The following is a 19,718-nucleotide window of genomic DNA, read 5'->3' as shown; positions in this document are numbered from 1 at the left end:
AAAATATTTTAGCGAAATATACTAAAAAATAGACAAGCACTTGTTTTAAAGCCCAAAGCTATTCCTTTTTATTTCCTAAAATTTCAATGCCTTTTTGCATAATTAAAGAATTGGGAAATGTAATCATTTCACCTTTATCGGTTTCAATAAAAAAATAAAACCCTGTAATATCTTTTACTTCACCTGTTAAGTCAAAATCTTTATCTAAAATTCTAATTCTACTCCCTATTCTTACGGGATGATTAAAAAACAAAATAACACTAGCTGTTAAGTTAGATAATAATGACCATTGGGCAACAAAAGCAACTCCTAAAACAGCTAATATAGATGAAATAAATATAGAAAGTTTGTTAAAATCTACTCCCCAAACTGCGGCTAAAATAGCGCCAAAAACAATATAAATAACCGTAAAACTTAAAACAATAATAATTTTTCGTCTATTGGCATCTATCGCTTTTACAAAGCTGAATTTTTTTATAGCATTTTTAACAAAAAAGATAACAACCATCATTAAAACAATGGCTACAATACTTAATAATATCTCTTCTTTAAATATAAATTGAGGATTCATTATTTAATTTTTTTTACAAGTATAAAGATATATCAAAAAAGAAAGATTCATAATCTACATTTGTAGAAAACTATAACACTCTGTGCAATTTATCAAACAATAAAGCCTTTAACTGAGTGTAGTTCATTACTTCCTGTAAAGCTTCAATTCTATTTTCTTCATCAGCAACATCTTGCATTAGCTCTTTTACTTTTAGCTCAATTAAAACCCTTCTTAAGTTTAAAATAGCATCTTGAACCAATTTTTGCAACACATCTGTTTTTTGGGCTACTTCAATTTCTTTTGATGCCCAATCACTTAGCACATATCGCTCATCATCCATTAAAATATTAGTAACCTCACTGGCAATTTCTGAATCTTCATGACTCGTTAAACGCTCTACAGCTAATTTTTCTTCTTGATTAATTTGATAACTAATCTCTTTATAAATTCTTAAAAACAAAGGATTGGTAAATTCAATTTCATCATCTTGCAACTGCAAATACAATTCATGAGCAACGGTATTGGTATATTCTTCTTTAACCATGATAACTTTACCATGCTTATCATGATCTTCAACCCAATCGATAAAATTTACTTCGTGATTTCCATACAACAATAAAATCTGAATGATTTCTCGCTCATATAAATCTAAAGTATTAATACCCTTAGGCGTAGCTGGCTGATTGCTTATATTTTTGTTTGATGATGTAGGTTTTTGCCCCTCTTGCGCCATCATCATTTCATTAAAAGCAGCATCATCAGGCATATCATTTCCTGATTGAGATTGTTGCGCTGTTTTTTCTTTGTTTGATGAAGAAGCAACTCTCATTCTTGGAGCAGAAGCAGGTTTTCTTTCAACCTCTCTAGCTTTTTTATCAAGCATTTGCGCTAGTTCATTAAACAAAACTGTTTCAGAAATATCCATCATTCTGGAACATTCCTGGATATAAACTTCTTGTTTAATGCTATCTGGAATTTTAGAAATACTCATTACAATATCTCTAATCAATCCTGCTTTTTTAATAGGATCGTTCTGAGCTTCTTCCATCAATAAAGAAACTTTAAAACTGATGAAATCTTGCTGATTACTTTCTAAATATTCTTTTAATTCTGCTGTTGTTTTTTTCTTGGCAAAAGAATCTGGGTCATCTCCATCAGGGAAAGTAACCACCTTTACATTCATTCCTTGCTCTAGAATTAAATCAATACCACGAACAGAAGCTCTTAAACCTGCAGCATCCCCATCAAACAAAACTGTCATATTAGGGGTTAACCTTTTTACCAAACGAATTTGATCTGGAGTTAATGCCGTTCCAGACGAGGCAACCACATTGGTAATTCCACTTTGATACATAGAAATTACATCAGTATACCCTTCTACCAAATAACAATTATCTTCTTTTGATATTGTTTTTTTAGCCTGATAAATTCCATATAAGATTTTACTCTTATGGTAAATTTCACTCTCTGGAGAATTTAAATATTTAGCTGCTTTTTTATCGTTGGTTAAAATTCTACCTCCAAAACCTAGCACACGACCACTCATACTGTGAATTGGAAACATCACACGACCTTTAAAACGATCAAACTGTTTTCCTCCTTCTTTTACAATGGTGACTCCTGTACTTTCTAAATATTGTAGGTCGTAGCCATCTTTTAAAGCGGAATCTGTAAAAGCTGTCCACTCATCTAAACAATACCCAAGCTGAAAAGTTTCTATCATTTCTTGGGTAAAACCACGTTCTTTAAAATAACTTAACCCAATAGCCTTTCCTTTTTGGGTATTGAGCATGGTTTTATGAAAGTAATCTTGTGCATATTTAGAAACCAAGTACATACTTTCACGTTCATCTGCCGCTTCTTTTTGCTCGTCAGACTGTTCGGTTTCTTCTATAACAATATTGTACTTATTGGCTAAATAACGAATGGCTTCTGGATAAGAATAATGCTCGTGTTCCATTAAAAAAGAAATAGCATTTCCTCCTTTACCTGTACTAAAATCTTTCCAAATTCCTTTTACAGGAGAGACCATAAAAGACGGTGATTTTTCATCTACAAAGGGAGATAAACCCTTAAAACTACTTCCAGATTTTTTTAAGGTTACAAACTCACCAATCACCTCCTCTACACGAGCAGTTTCAAAAACACGATCTATGGTTTCTCTTGAAATCAATTTACTTTCATTTTTATACAAATATAGGTATAGAATTCCATCATACACAAAAAACAAAACATGATGATTTGATAGCATTACTACCGAGCTTAAAAAGCCTAAAAATCAATCAACTAAACCTCACAAAACCAATTGCATTTGTCAATAAAAAACTTATTTTTATTCTTTAGTCAAGTACTTACAAAATATAATAGAGAGATTTCATAAACTTAAAACCTTATAAAATGGCAACAGTAAACACGTATTTAAATTTTAACGGAAATTGTGAAGAAGCTTTTAATTTTTACAAATCCATATTTGGCGGAGAATTCAACTATGTTGGAAGATTTAGCGAAATGCCCGAAGGTGGTGGATTTGAAGTACCAGAATCTTACAAAAACAAAATTATGCACATTGGCTTGTCCATTGGAAACACCCTTTTAATGGGTAGTGATACTATTGAAGGCGATTGGGCTCCTCCTTTTATACAAGGAAATAATTTTTCTATATCAATTCACACTGATAGTAAAGAAGAAGCAGACAAACTATTTAAAAACCTATCTGTTGGAGGACAAATAACCATGCCGATGGATGATACTTTTTGGGGAGATTATTTTGGAATGTTTACTGATAAATTTGGAATCAATTGGATGGTGAATTTTGCTTTAAAAGAATAACACTCATCTTTTTAAGATTAAACTAAAAAGCCTGATAAAATAATATTTATCAGGCTCTTTTTATAAAATTCACACTCCATAATTTTAATTACGAAGCTTGTTTTAATTGCTTTAACATGGTACTACTTAATTTACTTTCTGCATATGCTCTAGTAACTTCAAAAGAAGTTTCATCAGTACTTGGCATATCAAACATGGCATCTGTAAAAATAGCCTCGCATAAAGATCTTAATCCTCTGGCTCCAAGTTTATACTCAATTGCTTTTTCTACAATATAGTTTAAAGCCTCTTCATCAACCGTAAACTCAATACCATCCATTTGGAATAATTTGGTGTATTGCTTAATTAATGAGTTTTTAGGCTCGGTTAAAATAGCGCGTAAAGCTGTAGCATCTAAAGGATTCATATAACTCAACACTGGTAAACGACCAATGATTTCAGGAATCAATCCAAAGTTTTTTAAATCCGTTGGAATAATGTACTGTAATAAGTTTTTATCATCCACTCTATCTTCGCTTAAAGAAGCTCCAAAACCAACAGCTTGTCTATTTAAACGTTTACTAATATTACGTTGGATTCCTGCAAAAGCTCCTCCTGCAATAAATAGAATATTTTTAGTGTTAACCTCTATAAATTTTTGATCTGGATGTTTACGCCCTCCTTTAGGAGCAACGTTTACCACTGTTCCTTCTAATAATTTTAACAAGGCTTGCTGTACTCCTTCACCAGAAACATCACGTGTAATTGATGGATTATCTCCTTTACGAGCAATTTTATCAATTTCATCAATAAATACAATTCCACGTTCTGCACTTTCTACATCGTAATCTGCAGCTTGTAGCAATCTACTTAAAATACTTTCAACATCTTCCCCTACATATCCTGCCTGCGTTAACACTGTAGCATCTACAATAGAAAAAGGTACATTTAACATTTTTGCAATGGTTTTTGCAATTAATGTTTTTCCTGTTCCGGTATCACCTACCAAAACCATGTTACTTTTTTCTATTTCTACCTCTTCACTTGAAGTATCTGGCTGTGTTAATCTTTTGTAGTGGTTATAAACCGCCACTGCCATGGTCTTTTTAGTTTGATCTTGTCCAATAATGTATTGATCTAAGAACTCTTTAATTTCTCTTGGCTTTTTTACCACTAAATCAGAATTTTTACTAGTAGATTCCTCTTCTATTTCTTCTGATAATATTCCATAAGCTTGAGAGACACAACTATCACAAATGTGTGCATCCACTCCTGCAATTAACAAGTTTGTTTCTTCCTTCTTACGCCCACAAAATGAGCACTCCATTCCTTCTTTTGACATCTTTCCTAATTTTTGGTAATGGTTTGTAGTTTTTGGTTGATAGGTTTTAATTATTTCACCAACAACCAACTCCTAAAAACGAATAACCAATTTATTTTCTTGTAAGAATTTCATCTACCATACCGTAAGCTTTAGCTTCTTCGGCTTTCATCCAATAATCTCTGTCAGAATCTTGAGAAACTTTTTCAAAAGGTTGACCTGAGTGATTAGAAATAATAGTATATAACTCTTGCTTTAATTTGTTAATTTCTCTTACAGTAATTTCCATATCCGTAGCTTGTCCTTGCGCACCTCCTAATGGTTGGTGAATCATAACACGAGAATGAGGCAATGCAGAACGTTTTCCTTCTGCTCCTGCACACATCAACACTGCTCCCATACTTGCAGCCATACCTGTACAAATAGTTGCTACATCTGGCTTGATAAATTGCATAGTATCATAAATACCTAAACCTGCATAAACACCTCCTCCTGGAGAGTTAATGTAAATTGAAATATCTTTTGTGGCATCTACAGATTCTAAAAACAACAATTGTGCTTGAATGATATTAGCTACCTGATCGTTAATTCCTGTTCCTAAAAAAATAATTCTATCCATCATTAAACGAGAGAAAACATCCATTTGTGTGATGTTTAACTGACGTTCTTCCATAATATATGGCGTTACTGAACTCACTATTTTATCGTAATGCGTACTACTAATACCGTGGTGCTTAGTAGCGTATTTTTCAAATTCTTTTCCGAAATCCATATGTTCTTTTCTTAAGGGTTACAAAGGTAAATATACTAAAGTAAAGTTGAATTAAATAGTTGGGAAAATCCATACTTATTTATTATAAACAATGATTTTAGTACTTTAGCGTTACATTAGCATTTGAATAATTTTTTTATGAAACATATTATAGCACTTTTTTTATTATTTACATTCACAACAAGCTTTGCCAAAGAGTTTAAGAGTGAGATTATTAACAAAATCACACAAACAAATCCTCCTCAGCAAAAGTCTAATAAACTTGAAAATCCTTTTGAGGCAAAACAAGATATAGACCATCAATTTGATTATTTATATAAAAAATCTACTACTTATCAAGAATACAAAGTGATTAGTATTTCTTTATACAACACTTTAAAAAGTAGTGTTTTAGATTCTATACAATCTCAAAAAAATATCATTGCAGAAAAAAACAGTTCTATTAGTGATGACAAACAACAAATAGCATCACTACAAGAAAAGTTAACCGATACACAACAAAAACTAGAGAAAGCTATTTCCCTTAAAGAAAGTAGATCTATTTTAGGAGTTCCTTCTAGCAAATCTGTTTTTTCTACAGTAATTGCTGTTACCTATTTTACCTTATTTGTTTTACTAGGATTCTTTATTTTTAAATACAAACAAAACTTAGGAATTACCAACAAAGCGGTTAAAGATTTAGAGGAATTAGAAATTGAGTTTGACAAACACAAAAAGAATTCTTTAAAACGTTTTCAAGAAGTAAGTCGTAAGCTACAAGACGAATTAAACAAGAACTGGAAGAAGGAAAAATAACCTCTGCTTTTAAAACAGTTTCCTTATTCTCGTTTGCCTATCTTTGCAGCTAGAAAACTAGGAATTATGTCTTTTGAAAATTTAAACCTTAACAACCAACTTCGCAACGCTATTAGCGATTTAGGATATACCGAACCTACAAAAATTCAAGAGGATGCTTTCCCTTGTATTATGTCTGGTAGAGATGTTGTTGGTATTGCACAAACAGGAACAGGTAAAACTTTTGCTTACCTAATGCCTATTTTGCGTATGTTACCGTATTCAGAACAAAAGCATCCTAGGGTTTTAATTGTAGTGCCTACTCGTGAATTGGTAGTTCAGGTAATAGAAGCTTTAGACAAATTAACACCATATATTAATATTCGTTATGGTGGAATTTACGGTGGAGCCAACATCAACAAACAAAAAGAAATGATTCACAATGGTTTAGATATTTTAGTATCTACACCTAGACGTGTAATTGACTTAGGAATGATTGGAGCCTTAAAACTTAAATTCATTCAAAAACTTGTGATTGATGAAGTTGATGAAATTTTTAATCTTGGTTTTAGACTACAATTAATTGATATTATTGATTTGGTTCCTAAAAAGAAACAAGCTATTTTATTTTCTGCAACCATGACAGATGAAGTATCTGAATTGATTGAAGAGTTTTTTAACAATCCTATAAATGTTGAATCTGCAGCATCTGGAACTCGTTTAGAAAATATAGAACAGATGGCTTTTCTAGTGCCAAACTTTTATACCAAAATAAATTTATTAAACCATTTATTACAAGATGATGAAGACATGACACGTGTGTTGGTTTTCATCAAACATAAATATTTAGCCGACTTGGTTTTTAACGAAATTCAAGGAATGGCAGAATACCCAGAAGATTCTTTTGCTTTAATTCACTCTAACAAAACACAAAACTATCGTTTACGTTCTGTTGAAAATTTTAAAGAAGGAAAACACAGAGTTTTAATTACTACAGATGTTTTATCTAGAGGAATGGATATTCCTGATGTAACCCATGTAATTAATTTTGATTTACCAAAAGAGCCAGAGGCTTACATGCATCGTATAGGAAGAACAGGACGTGCTGCCAACGAAGGTTTTGCCTTATCATTCATCACAGAAAAGGACAATGAAAAAGTTGAGGAAATTGAAGCTTTAATGGATTATGAAATTCCGAAATACGAATTGCCTGACGAAATTTTTATTGAAAGTAAGCTACTAGAAGAAGAAGTTGAAATTGAAGATATTACTCCTTATCAAAAATTAGGTTCTAAAGATTTTGCTCCAGGACCTGCTTTCCACGAGAAAAAAGAAAAAAACAAGAAAGTAAATCTTGGTGGTAGCTACAGAAGAGAAATTGCCAAAAAATATAAAAAACCTCAACGTAGAAGACCTAAGAAGTAGGCAATGGTTAATGGTTAATGGTTAATGGTTAATGGTTAATGGAATTTAGAAATTCTACAATCAACAATTACATTTTAACAAAGTTTATTTGTTGATGCGTTTAACTGTTTATAAAAAGTAGGTCTCGAAACCAAATTAAGTTTCAATTATCAAGCCTAGTCAACATGTGATCATCGAACGGAGTCGATATGAAGTTATCACTACTTAATTTCTTCTATTTTAAATTGCTTTCCATTAAATGCAAAAACATCTTCCTGTTGTTTTCCTAACAGAATTTGACCAATTGGGGAATTTACAGAAACTACCATAATTATTTTATTATTAAACTTAACTTGTCCCACACTAGATGCAAGAAAATAGTAGAAGCCATTAGCTAAAACCAAGCTCCCTAACTGTACTTTTTCTTTATAAGAAACATCTATTTTTCTTAAAATATCTTTTTGAGACAATACAGTCTGGTATTGTTGTCCTAATTTCTCCATTTCTAACTGCAACATCGCCCTTCCTGTTTCGTGTTTATCCCCAGCAGAACTTTTAGTTTCAGAATTTAAATCTTGCTGATAACCATTAATAGCTTGCTGAATATTCTCTAGTTTTTCATCAATAATCTGAATACACTTAGTTAACAATTCCTCTTTATTCACTTTCATAAGTCTAATTTTAATTGAATGTATTGTTTAACTGTTTTAGGCTCTTCGTTATTTAAATTACTCATAGAAATCCCTAACAATCTTACCGATTCTTTTAATTCATCTTGGTACAAAAGTTCTTTCACCAAAGAAAATATATCCGTTTTTAAATGGATAAATTCCTCTAAAGTTTTGCTTCTAGTAGTCTGATTAAAATCACTATATTTTATCTTTAAAGTAACCGTTCTTGCTTTTACATTACTTTTTAACAATCTGTTTTCTATTTCATTAGCCAACACCTCTAACTTTTCTAAAATAAAAACTTCTGAGGTTAAGTTCTCTAAATAAGTGTGTTCTGCTCCAACCGATTTTCTAGTTCTTGAAGGCCTTACAGGACTATTGTGAATCCCCCTAACAATATTGTAATAATGTTGGGCAGAACTTTTAAAATGCTGCTCTAAAAAAGCCAAACTTTTACTCTTTAAATCGGCTCCAGTAAAAATTCCTAATTGATACATTTTTTGAGTAGTTACTTTTCCTACTCCATAAAACTTTCTAATCTGCAAGGTTTCTAAAAAAGGAATCACCTCGTTTGGTGTAATGGTTTTTTGTCCGTTTGGCTTATTAATATCCGAAGCAATTTTTGCCACAAATTTATTAGGAGCAATTCCTGCCGAAGCATACAAACCCGTTCTTTTAAAAATTTCTTGTCTAATTTCTTCCGCAATCATTGTAGCCGATTGCATATTTTTTTTGTTGATGGTTACATCCAAATAAGCTTCGTCTAAAGACAAGGGCTCAACCAAATCTGTATACTCATAAAATATTTTTCTTATTTGACTAGAAACCTCTTTATAACGAGCAAAATCAGGGCGAACAAAAATCAAATGCGGACACATTTTTTTAGCTAACGAACCTGCCATGGCAGATTTTACACCAAATTTTCTAGCCTCATAACTTGCCGCAGCAATTACTCCTCGTCTACCATCACCCCCAACCGCAATCGCTTTTCCTTGCAATTCAGGAGTATCTAACTGAGCTACCGAAGCAAAAAAAGCATCCATATCTACATGGATAATTTTACGATTATTTTTTTCTTGGGCTTCCAAATAATATTCAAATAAATAGTTTGAAGAAAATTGTACATTTACATATCACCCCAAAATAACCAACTTTAATTTTTATACCCCATGAAAATGTTAAAATTATTTTCGATTCTTGTTTTAATCATTGCCTTAAACACATCTTGTAATAAAAAAGCTCAACAACAATCAAAACCCAACGTACTTTTGTTGTATATGGATGACTTACGTCCCGAATTAGGATGTTATGGTGCCAATCAAATTCAATCTCCAAACATAGATCTTTTAGCAAAAAACAGTGTAGTATTTAACAATGCTTATTGTAATGTTGCCGTTTGTGGAGCATCAAGAGCTAGTATGATGACAGGAATGAGGCCTGCAAAAAATTACTTTAAAAACCCTTTTACCTTTATTCAAGAAGAACAACCAAACACCACAACCTTACCATTACTTTTTAAACAAAATGGTTATACCACCATTTCTAACGGGAAAATTTACCATCATGTAGATGATCGTACTAATGATTGGGATGAAATTTATAGACCTTATGCTTTTGCTAAAAATTACACAGAAAAAGATATAGATACCAGTCTAGTTCCAACCAAGTATTGGCAAGCATTATGGAAAGATTATAAGTTGCCAAAAAACATAAAAGCCTATGCAGAAACTGATAATGGTCCTGCATATGAAAAAGCCCCAGTAAATGATTCTGTTTATATTGATGGGGTAATGACTAACAAAGTTATTAGAGATCTTAAAAGATTAAAAAATAGCAACAAACCCTTTTTCCTAACGGCAGGTTTTATTAGCAATCATTTACCTTTTAATGCGCCGTTAGAGCAATGGGAAAAATATAATCCAGAAAATATTCATCAGCCAGAAAACAACTACATTCCTAAAAACGCTCCTAAAACCTCTATTAGTAAATGGGGAGAAATGAGAGCTTATACAGACATCCCTAAAAAAGGACCTGTAACAAGTAAAAAAGCCAAAGAGTTAATCCATGGATACTATGCTACCGTTAGTTATGTAGATGCTTTAATCGGTAAAATTTTAGAAGAATTAAAAAACACTGGTTTAGACAAAAACACCATAGTTATTTTAGTTGCAGACCATGGATATAATTTAGAAGAACACACCCAATGGGCAAAGTTTACCAGTTATGATACATCAACAAGAGTTCCTTTAATGATTCATGTACCAAATCAAAAAGCAGGAACTACAAATGCTTTGATAGAATTGGTTGATGTTTATCCTACACTAGCTGATTTGTGTAATTTACAAACTCCTAACAACCAACTAGAAGGAAAAAGTTTAGTTCCTATTTTACAGGACAAATCTTTAAAAGGAAAAGATTTTATCATGATGAAAAATCACAATGGTTACACCATCAAAACTCCTGATTACGCCTACACAGAATTTATCAATTTGGAAACTGGTAAAGAAATCACCCGAATGTTATACGATCATCAAATAGATAAAGAAGAAAACGTAAATGTTTCCGAAGAACCAGAATACAAAGCGGTTGTTGATAAATTACATCAAATATTAAGAACTGAATTTTCTGATAACATTCAATAAAAAAATCCCCTTTGCATTTTTACAAAGGGGATTTTAATTTTTATATCACTCCTTGAGCGAGCATGGCATCGGCCACTTTTACAAAACCAGCAATATTGGCTCCTTTAACATAATTTACAAAACCATCAGATTCAGCCCCATATTGTTCACAAGAAGCATGAATATCTCTCATAATTTCTTTCAATTTTTCATCAACCTCGGTACGTGTCCATTTGTAACGCAAAGCATTTTGAGTCATTTCTAAACCAGAAGTTGCTACCCCCCCTGCATTAGAAGCCTTACCTGGAGCAAACAAAATTTTTGCTTTATGAAACACTTCTATCGCCTCTATGGTAGAAGGCATATTTGCTCCTTCTGTTACACAAATACATCCATTATTAATCAACATTTTAGCATCTACTTCATGTAACTCATTTTGTGTAGCGCAAGGAAAAGCCATATCACATTTTTCTGCCCAAGGGGTTCTTCCTTCATGAAATACTGCAGATGGATATACTTTTACATATTCAGAAATCCTCCCTCTCTTTACATTTTTTAAATCTTTGATATAATTTAACTTTTCTTGAGTAATCCCATCTTTATCATAAATATATCCAGATGAATCGGACATGGTTACCACTTTACCTCCTAGCTGAATACACTTTTCTGCTGCATATTCTGCCACGTTTCCAGACCCAGAAATTAAAATAGTTTTACCTTGAATACTGTCTTTTTTTGTTTTTAACATAGAGTCTGCAAAATATACAGCTCCATACCCTGTTGCTTCGGGTCTAATTTGCGAACCTCCCCAAGACAAACCTTTACCTGTTAACACACCTGTAAATTCATTTCTTAGTTTTTTGTACATTCCGAACAAATATCCAACTTCACGAGCGCCAACTCCTATATCACCAGCAGGCACATCTGTATCGTGACCAATATGTCTAAAAAGTTCTGACATAAACGCATGGCAAAAACGCATAATTTCATCATCTGATTTTCCTTTTGGATCAAAGTCAGAACCTCCTTTACCTCCGCCCATTGGCAAGGTTGTTAACGAGTTTTTAAACACTTGCTCAAAAGCCAAAAACTTTAACACACTTTGATTTACCGTTGGATGAAACCTCAACCCTCCTTTATACGGCCCAATGGCAGAATTCATTTGAACTCTGTAACCTCTATTTATTTGAACTTCTCCATCATCATCTACCCAACAAACCCTAAAAGAAATCAACCTTTCTGGTTCTACCATTCTTAATAAAATATTTTTCCCAAAATAAATTTCATTTTCACATATATAAGGAACCACTGTTTCTGCAACTTCTTGTACTGCTTGTAAAAACTCAGGCTCATGTGCATTACGAATCTTTACTTGATCCATAAATTCTTTAACTCTTTTATCCATATTTTTTTATCTAGTTATTTCTATTTTTTAGACTTTAAATCAAAAATCCTGTTAATATTAAATCCAAAGAAAACATCTCTCCTTAACCAATCTCCTGTTGCTTCGGTAATAAACGCATTTTCATACATTGCTTGAGCGTTACTAAAATGCAATTGAAACACATGACCTCCAGTTTCAATTTCAAACCCTAAAGAAAATACATTATTAAACGGACTATTGTCTGCTCTATTTAAATGCAATCCATAATCTGCAATAATCCCCATTCTTTTGGTAAACAAATATCTTCCTCCAAAACCTAATGCGTATTGCAAGTTATCTTGATTGTCTTGACTTACCACACCATCGTGTAAAATAGTTGGAATTAATTCAAGAGAAAGTCTGTCATTAATTTTTGTAGCAACAATTAATTGATGAGTACTTCTTAATCTATTTGAAAACTCTAAACTTGGATATAATTCCTTTGTATATAAAGTATTTATCCCCAATAAATGATGCCCCGCTAATGTAAAAGGAAAACCTCCTTTTTCTTGATTGGTAATATTGTATTTTAATCCAAAATCATAAGTTCTTTTAAATTTACTTCTAGAAAAGCTTAGATTAATTTTATCTGTTAACCCATAAACAAATTGCAACCTAGTAGAAGCAATATCTAGACCAAACAAATCATCAATTCCATTTTTTATTGTTCCAAATCTATGTGCTACAATAAAATTTAAATGCTGTTTTGGAACCAATTTTGGTGTCTCAAAATTGACCAATTTATAACTTTTAAAAGTGGAAGTTACTTTTGTCTTTTCAGCATTATCAGTACTACTCAATTGATCTAACAAGCTGTTTTGAGCAAATAATGATACCTGAAATAAAACACAAAAAAATATAAAGAAGAACTTATTCATAATTATGAATTTAATTATTTGTAATTTAAGCTAGTATTAAACTACTAAATCTTAAACTCAAAACCATTAAAACATGAAAAAAATATTATTATTACTCATTACTTTTTCAGCATTATCATTTATGAGCTGTTCTAACGATAGCGAATCTGACATTAGCGAAACACCAAATAACAACGAAACACCAAACGATAATAATGGAGACGGTGAGAACAATGGAGATGGAGAAAATAAAATTACGTTTACAAGTGATATTTTACCCATAATCAATAACAACTGTAATAACTGCCACCTTTCTGGTGGAGGTCAAACAAACTACACCATTTATAACAACGCTAAAAACAACGCTAGCACCATACAAAACAGGATTAATCGTACTCAAGGATCTAGTGGTTTTATGCCACAAAGCGGTACAAAATTAAGCAGTAGTGATTTAGCAAAATTTGATCAATGGATTACAGATGGAAAATTAGAATGATGATGAAAAAAATACTTTTATATATATCGATATTTTTACTTGGTACAATCCCTTTTTATGGTCAACAAGGCATTTATAAAACCGAAAACGCCATCATTAAATTTGATGCTGCTAAGGGAAATATTGAACCTATTAAAGCCGAAAATATAAAAGCCAAATTAATTTTAAAAGACAGTACTGGTGAAATAGCTTGTTTGATGGATATGACAAATTTTGAATTTCCAAACAAATTAATGCAAGAACATTTTAATGAAAATTATATTGAGAGTGATCAATATCCAAAAGCTAGTTTTTCTGGAAAGATAGACAACTTTATAAATACTGATTTTTCTAAAGAGCAAACTTTAAATCTTAAAGGGGAATTTAAAATACACGGAGTAAGTTTAACAAAAACCATCCCTATATCAGTTCTAAAACTAAATAACACTTATAACATAAAAAGTAATTTTAACCTACAAATCAAGGATTTTGACATAAAAATCCCCAGTATTATGTTCTATAAAATTGCCGAAGAAGTGAACGTAAACTTAACTGCTGAATTAAAAGAATTACAATAGTTTTTACAACTTTGTAAAAGTCTTTACAAATACAGAAATACTCCAAATAGTTTGTTAAATTTGCAATCTAATTTCTGAATAACAATTATGTTAGATAAAGTTAAAGAACTGATTGGTGAAGTAAATGATTTTAAGGCAACTACTAAAGAGGAGCTTGAAGCATTTAGAATTAAATACATGGGTAAAAAAGGAATTTTAAATGACCTTTTTGCTGAATTTAAAAATGTAGCTAACGATCAGAAAAAAGAATTTGGACAAGCATTAAATACTTTTAAAAATGCTGCCGAAGGAAAAGTAAACGAATTAAGAGCAAATCTTGAAGAAGCAAGTTTAAATACAAGTAGTTTAAACGACTTAACTAGACCTGCCGAGCCTTTAAACCTAGGTTCTCGTCATCCAATATCTATTGTAAAAAATCAGATTATTGATGTGTTTTCTAGAATCGGTTTTACTGTTTCTGAAGGTCCAGAAATTGAAGATGATTGGCACAACTTTACTGCCTTAAACTTACCAGAATATCATCCTGCAAGAGATATGCAAGACACGTTCTTTATTGAGCAAAATCCAGATATTTTATTACGTACACATACTTCATCTGTACAAACAAGATATATGGAAAATAATGAGCCACCTATTAGAACTTTATCTCCTGGTAGGGTTTTTAGAAACGAAGATATTTCTGCTCGTGCTCACTGTATTTTCCATCAAGTAGAAGGTTTGTATATTGATACAGACGTATCTTTTGCCGATTTAAAACAAACGCTTTTATATTTTACTCAAGAGATGTTTGGAAAATCTAAAATACGTTTACGCCCTTCTTACTTCCCATTTACAGAGCCAAGTGCCGAGGTTGATATTTATTGGGGACTAGAAACAGAAACAGATTATAAAATTACCAAAGGTACAGGTTGGCTAGAAATTATGGGATGCGGAATGGTAGACCCTAACGTATTAAAAAATGCCAATATTGATCCTACAAAATATAGTGGATACGCTTTTGGAATGGGTATAGAACGTATTGCAATGTTGTTATATCAAATTCCAGATATTAGAATGTTTTACGAAAACGATGTTCGTTTCTTAGAGCAATTTAAATCTATCAACTAAAAAATGATTTCTAAAAAGTTGTAAAGCTAAAACTTTACAACTTTTTACTTTATCCCTTTTCTTATATCATGAAAAAAGACATTAAAATACCTGAAGTTAAAGACGTTTTTATGGCCATTGTAAAGGAATACAATGAAGAATTTCAATGCGAAGATTGGAATGCGTATTTAATAAACGATAGAAGTCAAGATGTAGAAATGGCTATTATTGTTTCTAAGGGATATGATGAGGACAAAATGATTGAAACTTCTGTAATGCGTAAAACCATTCAGAAATTACCAGCTAAATCTTTTGCTAAAGTAGAACTAGTACAACCAGATTTATTTAAGTTGACCAACTTTTTTAACACTACTTTTTTTATTGGCAACACCATGTATGATAAAAAATATGTGTTTGAAAAAAACACTATTAAAGAAGGTGCTTTAAGAATGATTAAACAATTAAATAAAGAAGGGATTATAGCTCGTTAAAAAGTTTATTTGTAGAATTCGTTAAGTCGCTTAAACGATAAAACAATCAACCTTTTTATAAATCGATTAAACCTTTCAGCAATTAAGCAATTCAACACCTCAAATATTAATCTAAATTCTCAGACAATATTTTAAAGTGTTTCCTAGGGCTTTTACCTTCGTAAACAATACTATATACCGTATCAATAATAGGTGTTCTTGCTCCATTTACCTGATTAATTTCATAAGCAGATTTTACAGCATAATACCCTTCGGCAACCATTTTCATTTCCATCATGGCAGATTTTACAGTATATCCCTTACCAATCATGGTTCCAAACATTCTGTTTCTACTAAAAGTAGAATATCCCGTTACCAACAAATCTCCTAAATAAGCAGAATCATTAATGTTACGTTTCATTTTATGAACCTTTTTAATGTATCGCTTCATTTCCCTTACCGCATTAGACATCAACACCGCTTGGTAATTATCACCATAGCCTAAACCATGTGCAATTCCTGCTGCAATAGCATAAATATTTTTTAACATGGCTGCATATTCCGTTCCAATAATATCATCAGAAGTTTTACAGAAAATATAATCAGAGGTTAAACAATCAGCCAAACATTTTGCTTTAGCCTCATCTTGACAAGCAATAGTTAAATAAGACAATCGCTCTAAAGCAACTTCTTCTGCATGACAAGGCCCTGTGATAACTCCAATATTTTCAAAAGGAATCTCATACATTTCATTTAAATGCTCTCCTACAATTAAGCCTGTTTCAGGAACAATTCCTTTAATTGCCGAAAATACCGTTTTATCTTTTAACGAAACTGTTAATTTTGAAAGTTCTGCACTTAAAAAAGCAGATGGTATAGCGAAAATAATGATCTCAGCATAGTCAACTAGCTCATTAATATCATCTGATAAATAAAGTTGATCTACTTTAAATTCTACCGAAGTTAAATAATTGGGGTTATGATTATGCTCTTTAATATACTCAATAGCAGTATTATTACGCATATACCAACCTATTTGATCTACCTTTTCGCACAACATTTTAACAATAGCGGTTGCCCAACTACCACCTCCTAAAACTACAACTTTTGTATCTTTCTTCATTAAAACGTATCATTTTACTACCTCCAAAAGTAAGATTTATCTATGGATTTAAAAGGCTTATTGAATATAAATCACAAATCAATCCTTATTTTTATCATATCCAAAACTAAATATAACTATGCAAATCTCTAAATTACCTAAGCTTTCCGAAAGTATTTTTTCTACCATGTCTGCTTTGGCAAATCAATACGATGCTATTAATTTATCACAGGGGTTTCCAAATTTTAAAACTTCGGAAAAATTACAACAATTGGTTACAGAGGCCATGCAAAATGGTCACAACCAATATGCTCCTATGCGTGGTGACCTAGAACTTAGAGAGGTGATTGCTCATAAAATTTACAAAAGCCATCAAACCCAATACAATCCTTTAACCGAAATTACCATTACTGCTGGTGCTACCGAAGCTTTGTTTAATGCCATTACAGCTTTTGTTCATCAAAACGATGAGGTAATTATTTTTAAGCCCGCTTTTGATAGTTATGAACCTGTGGTGGAACTCAATGGAGGCGTTCCTGTTTTTATTCAGCTTAACTACCCAGATTACAAAATAAATTGGGATGAAGTAGCAAGCAAAATAAATTCCAAAACAAAAATGATGATAGTAAACACTCCACTAAACCCAACGGGTACTTTGTTTACCAATAACGACATGCTTGCTTTGCAAAACCTTATTAAAAACACCAATATTATTGTTTTAAGCGATGAGGTATACGAACACATGACCTATGATGGTTTACTTCACGAAAGTGCTTGTAAATACCCAACCTTAAAAGAGCATAGTTTTGTGATTGCATCATTTGGAAAAACTTTTCATAACACAGGTTGGAAAATAGGCTATACTGCTGCTCCAAAACATTTAATGGATGAATTTATTAAAGTTCATGAGTTTAATGTTTTTAGCATCAATACCCCTTATCAAAAAGCATTTGCCACTTATATTCAAGATGAGAATAACTACAATTATTTAAATCAATTTTATCAAGACAAGAGAAATTTATTTTTAGATGGAATAAAAAACAGTAAATTTACCTTTACTCCTACTAAAGGAACTTATTTTCAATTGTTAAAATATGATACTATTACTCAAGAAAACGATGTTGATTTTGCGAAAAGACTGGTAAAAGAATTTAGAATTGCTACCATTCCTATTTCCGTTTTTAACACCAATCAGTTAGATGAGAAAGTATTGCGTTTTTGTTTTGCTAAAACAGACGAAACTATAAAAAAAGCTACAGAAATATTATGTCAGATTCATTAAATATCACCCTTGTTCAAACCGATATTATTTGGATGAACAACCTAGAAAACCTTGCAAACTTAGACAAACAGTTAAACGACATCAAAACAGATTTAATTGTTTTGCCCGAAATGTTTTCAACTGGTTTTTGTTTAGAACCTTCTAAAGTAGCAGAAACCATGGATGGACTTTCTGTGTTATGGATGTTAAAAACTGCCAAAAAATTAAACTGTGCTATTTGTGGTTCTTTAAGCATTCAAGAAAAAAACAAATACTACAATAGGTTTTTCTTTGTTACCCCAAGCGGTATAGAGGCTACTTACGATAAAAAACATTTGTTTTCATATGGTAATGAAAACGAAGCCTATACTCCTGGAAAAAAAACTACCACTATTAACTATAAAGGTTGGAAAATAAAACCTTTTGTATGCTACGACTTACGTTTTCCTGTTTGGTCTAGAAATACTAATAATTACGATTTGGCTTTATATGTTGCCAATTGGCCAGCCAAAAGATCTTTTCCTTGGAATCAGTTATTAACTGCTAGAGCTATTGAAAATATGAGTTATGTAGTAGCCGTAAATAGAATTGGTATAGATGGGAACGACCTTAAATACCAAGGAGATTCTAAAGTAATTGATCCTTTAGGAGAAACTTTAATTGATTTAAAAGATTCTAAAACCATTAAACAAATCAACATAAAAATAAATCACTTAGATAAAGTAAGAGAAAAGTTTGGATTTTTAAGAGATAGAGATGAGTTTAAACTTAAAGATTAATTAATCTTACTCTTTACTTTTTGCTCAACCTCAGCAAACAATTCCTCAAAAGATTTATCTGCAGCAGCTATTGGCTCGTGAGTTTCGATGGTCATTTTTACCCCAATATTCATAGGAAATTGTCCGTACTCCCACAGTTTCCATGAGTTGTTAATACTTACAGGAATCACAACTGCATTGGAAGCAAATTTGGTTAAAATCTTTAAACCATTTTCTGAAAAACGTTTAGGTTGTCCATCTCTACTCCTTGTCCCTTCTGGAAAAATAATTCCAGAACGCTTATTTGCCTTTAAATATTTAGCAAACTTTCCTATTTCAGACAAAGCTTGTCTAGCATCCTTTCTATCAATCAAGGCAGATCCTCCATATTTTAAATTGAAAGAAACACTTGGCAATCCTTTTCCTAATTCTTTTTTAGCTACATATTTAGGATGTAACTTTCTAAAAAACCAACCTAAGGGAGAAATTTCGTGTGTACTTTGATGATTAGAAACAATAATATGCGGAACAGAATTATCAAACTTATACTTATTGATAAACTTTACTCTTGTTCCTAAAACACATAAAGATAAAGTTAACAATCCGTTTAAAACATCTACTGTTTTTTTATGCGCCTTGTATCCTCCTACTTTTAGTGATACCCACTGTATTGGATGAAAAACACACAATAAAAGTCCGTAAACTAAATAAAATAATACCGATAAAGGATATGCCAATAGGCTTTTACCTAAAGGCATTTTTTTATGCTTAGTCATCAAAAAGT

General features: G+C 31.7%; 20 protein-coding genes. 10 read left to right on the top strand and 10 right to left on the bottom strand.

Features of this window, described 5'->3' with window-relative positions:
- Window positions 1-58: 58 nt before the first annotated feature.
- Complete coding sequence (locus AXE80_RS00100) at window positions 59-571, bottom strand: mechanosensitive ion channel domain-containing protein (protein WP_068823892.1); 513 nt, start codon at window positions 569-571, stop codon at window positions 59-61.
- 70 nt (window positions 572-641) lie between these two features.
- A complete protein-coding gene (gene dnaG / locus AXE80_RS00095) occupies window positions 642-2,726 on the bottom strand; it encodes a DNA primase (RefSeq protein ID WP_068828552.1) in 2,085 nt (694 codons plus the stop codon).
- A gap of 224 nt (window positions 2,727-2,950) precedes the next feature.
- Between dnaG and AXE80_RS00090 the strand changes: the two genes are divergently transcribed.
- Window positions 2,951-3,382 carry a VOC family protein gene (locus AXE80_RS00090; protein ID WP_068823891.1) on the top strand — a complete coding sequence of 144 codons (432 nt, stop codon included), beginning with the start codon at window positions 2,951-2,953 and terminating at the stop codon, window positions 3,380-3,382.
- An 88-nt stretch (window positions 3,383-3,470) separates the two neighbouring features.
- Here the strand turns inward: AXE80_RS00090 and clpX are convergent, their stop codons facing one another.
- On the bottom strand, window positions 3,471-4,703 hold the full coding sequence (clpX, locus tag AXE80_RS00085) for an ATP-dependent Clp protease ATP-binding subunit ClpX (RefSeq protein WP_068828551.1): 1,233 nt from the start codon (window positions 4,701-4,703) through the stop codon (window positions 3,471-3,473).
- A gap of 91 nt (window positions 4,704-4,794) precedes the next feature.
- Window positions 4,795-5,454, bottom strand: coding sequence for an ATP-dependent Clp endopeptidase proteolytic subunit ClpP (gene clpP / locus AXE80_RS00080; RefSeq protein WP_068823890.1), 660 nt, complete (start codon window positions 5,452-5,454; stop codon window positions 4,795-4,797).
- A 138-nt stretch (window positions 5,455-5,592) separates the two neighbouring features.
- Between clpP and AXE80_RS00075 the strand changes: the two genes are divergently transcribed.
- Both AXE80_RS00075 and AXE80_RS00070 read left to right on the top strand, forming a co-directional pair.
- Complete coding sequence (locus AXE80_RS00075) at window positions 5,593-6,249, top strand: hypothetical protein (RefSeq protein WP_068823889.1); 657 nt, start codon at window positions 5,593-5,595, stop codon at window positions 6,247-6,249.
- Between the two features lie 66 nt (window positions 6,250-6,315).
- Window positions 6,316-7,653 carry a DEAD/DEAH box helicase gene (locus tag AXE80_RS00070; RefSeq protein ID WP_068823888.1) on the top strand — a complete coding sequence of 446 codons (1,338 nt, stop codon included), beginning with the start codon at window positions 6,316-6,318 and terminating at the stop codon, window positions 7,651-7,653.
- A gap of 200 nt (window positions 7,654-7,853) precedes the next feature.
- On the opposite strand, the gene AXE80_RS00065 is transcribed toward AXE80_RS00070, so the two are convergent.
- Together AXE80_RS00065 and dinB are read right to left on the bottom strand one after the other, a co-directional pair.
- Entirely contained in the window at window positions 7,854-8,303 is a 450-nt protein-coding gene (locus tag AXE80_RS00065; protein WP_068823887.1) for a hypothetical protein, read from the bottom strand.
- On the bottom strand, window positions 8,300-9,391 hold the full coding sequence (gene dinB, locus AXE80_RS00060; protein WP_083194394.1) for a DNA polymerase IV: 1,092 nt from the start codon (window positions 9,389-9,391) through the stop codon (window positions 8,300-8,302). The genes AXE80_RS00065 and dinB overlap by 4 nt, the downstream gene beginning before the upstream one ends.
- Before the next feature lie 87 nt (window positions 9,392-9,478).
- On the opposite strand from dinB, the gene AXE80_RS00055 reads away from it, so the two are divergent.
- Complete coding sequence (locus AXE80_RS00055; RefSeq protein WP_169816794.1) at window positions 9,479-10,945, top strand: sulfatase; 1,467 nt, start codon at window positions 9,479-9,481, stop codon at window positions 10,943-10,945.
- A 40-nt stretch (window positions 10,946-10,985) separates the two neighbouring features.
- Here the strand turns inward: AXE80_RS00055 and gdhA are convergent, their stop codons facing one another.
- Window positions 10,986-12,329 carry an NADP-specific glutamate dehydrogenase gene (gene gdhA / locus AXE80_RS00050; RefSeq protein WP_068823885.1) on the bottom strand — a complete coding sequence of 448 codons (1,344 nt, stop codon included), beginning with the start codon at window positions 12,327-12,329 and terminating at the stop codon, window positions 10,986-10,988.
- A 20-nt stretch (window positions 12,330-12,349) separates the two neighbouring features.
- Window positions 12,350-13,225: a DUF5777 family beta-barrel protein gene (locus AXE80_RS00045; RefSeq protein ID WP_068823884.1), complete on the bottom strand. Its 876-nt coding sequence runs from the start codon at window positions 13,223-13,225 to the stop codon at window positions 12,350-12,352.
- A 73-nt stretch (window positions 13,226-13,298) separates the two neighbouring features.
- Between AXE80_RS00045 and AXE80_RS00040 the strand changes: the two genes are divergently transcribed.
- The 4 genes from AXE80_RS00040 (at window position 13,299) to AXE80_RS00025 (ending at window position 15,834) form a co-directional block, all read left to right on the top strand.
- Window positions 13,299-13,700, top strand: coding sequence for a hypothetical protein (locus tag AXE80_RS00040; RefSeq protein ID WP_157359308.1), 402 nt, complete (start codon window positions 13,299-13,301; stop codon window positions 13,698-13,700).
- A 2-nt stretch (window positions 13,701-13,702) separates the two neighbouring features.
- The gene (locus AXE80_RS00035) at window positions 13,703-14,257 is read left to right on the top strand and encodes a YceI family protein (protein ID WP_068823882.1); all 555 of its coding nucleotides are present in this window, start codon (window positions 13,703-13,705) and stop codon (window positions 14,255-14,257) included.
- An 87-nt stretch (window positions 14,258-14,344) separates the two neighbouring features.
- Window positions 14,345-15,364, top strand: coding sequence for a phenylalanine--tRNA ligase subunit alpha (gene pheS, locus AXE80_RS00030; RefSeq protein WP_068823881.1), 1,020 nt, complete (start codon window positions 14,345-14,347; stop codon window positions 15,362-15,364).
- A gap of 68 nt (window positions 15,365-15,432) precedes the next feature.
- Window positions 15,433-15,834 carry a hypothetical protein gene (locus AXE80_RS00025; RefSeq protein ID WP_068823880.1) on the top strand — a complete coding sequence of 134 codons (402 nt, stop codon included), beginning with the start codon at window positions 15,433-15,435 and terminating at the stop codon, window positions 15,832-15,834.
- A 106-nt stretch (window positions 15,835-15,940) separates the two neighbouring features.
- Here the strand turns inward: AXE80_RS00025 and AXE80_RS00020 are convergent, their stop codons facing one another.
- Entirely contained in the window at window positions 15,941-16,936 is a 996-nt protein-coding gene (locus AXE80_RS00020) for an NAD(P)H-dependent glycerol-3-phosphate dehydrogenase (RefSeq protein ID WP_068823879.1), read from the bottom strand.
- Between the two features lie 118 nt (window positions 16,937-17,054).
- Here AXE80_RS00020 and AXE80_RS00015 point away from each other — a divergent pair, with 118 nt between their 5' ends.
- Together AXE80_RS00015 and AXE80_RS00010 are read left to right on the top strand one after the other, a co-directional pair.
- Entirely contained in the window at window positions 17,055-18,197 is a 1,143-nt protein-coding gene (locus tag AXE80_RS00015) for a methionine aminotransferase (RefSeq protein ID WP_068823878.1), read from the top strand.
- Window positions 18,182-18,955: an amidohydrolase gene (locus tag AXE80_RS00010; RefSeq protein WP_068823877.1), complete on the top strand. Its 774-nt coding sequence runs from the start codon at window positions 18,182-18,184 to the stop codon at window positions 18,953-18,955. The genes AXE80_RS00015 and AXE80_RS00010 overlap by 16 nt, the downstream gene beginning before the upstream one ends.
- On the opposite strand, the gene AXE80_RS00005 is transcribed toward AXE80_RS00010, so the two are convergent.
- Window positions 18,952-19,710: a lysophospholipid acyltransferase family protein gene (locus AXE80_RS00005; RefSeq protein WP_083194697.1), complete on the bottom strand. Its 759-nt coding sequence runs from the start codon at window positions 19,708-19,710 to the stop codon at window positions 18,952-18,954. The genes AXE80_RS00010 and AXE80_RS00005 overlap by 4 nt on opposite strands.
- Between the last annotated feature and the right edge of the window lie 8 nt (window positions 19,711-19,718).

Source organism: Wenyingzhuangia fucanilytica (assembly GCF_001697185.1).
Lineage (GTDB): Bacteria > Bacteroidota > Bacteroidia > Flavobacteriales > Flavobacteriaceae > Wenyingzhuangia > Wenyingzhuangia fucanilytica.
Note: the sequence above shows the minus strand (reverse complement) of the source record. Positions and strands in the feature narration are given on the sequence as shown.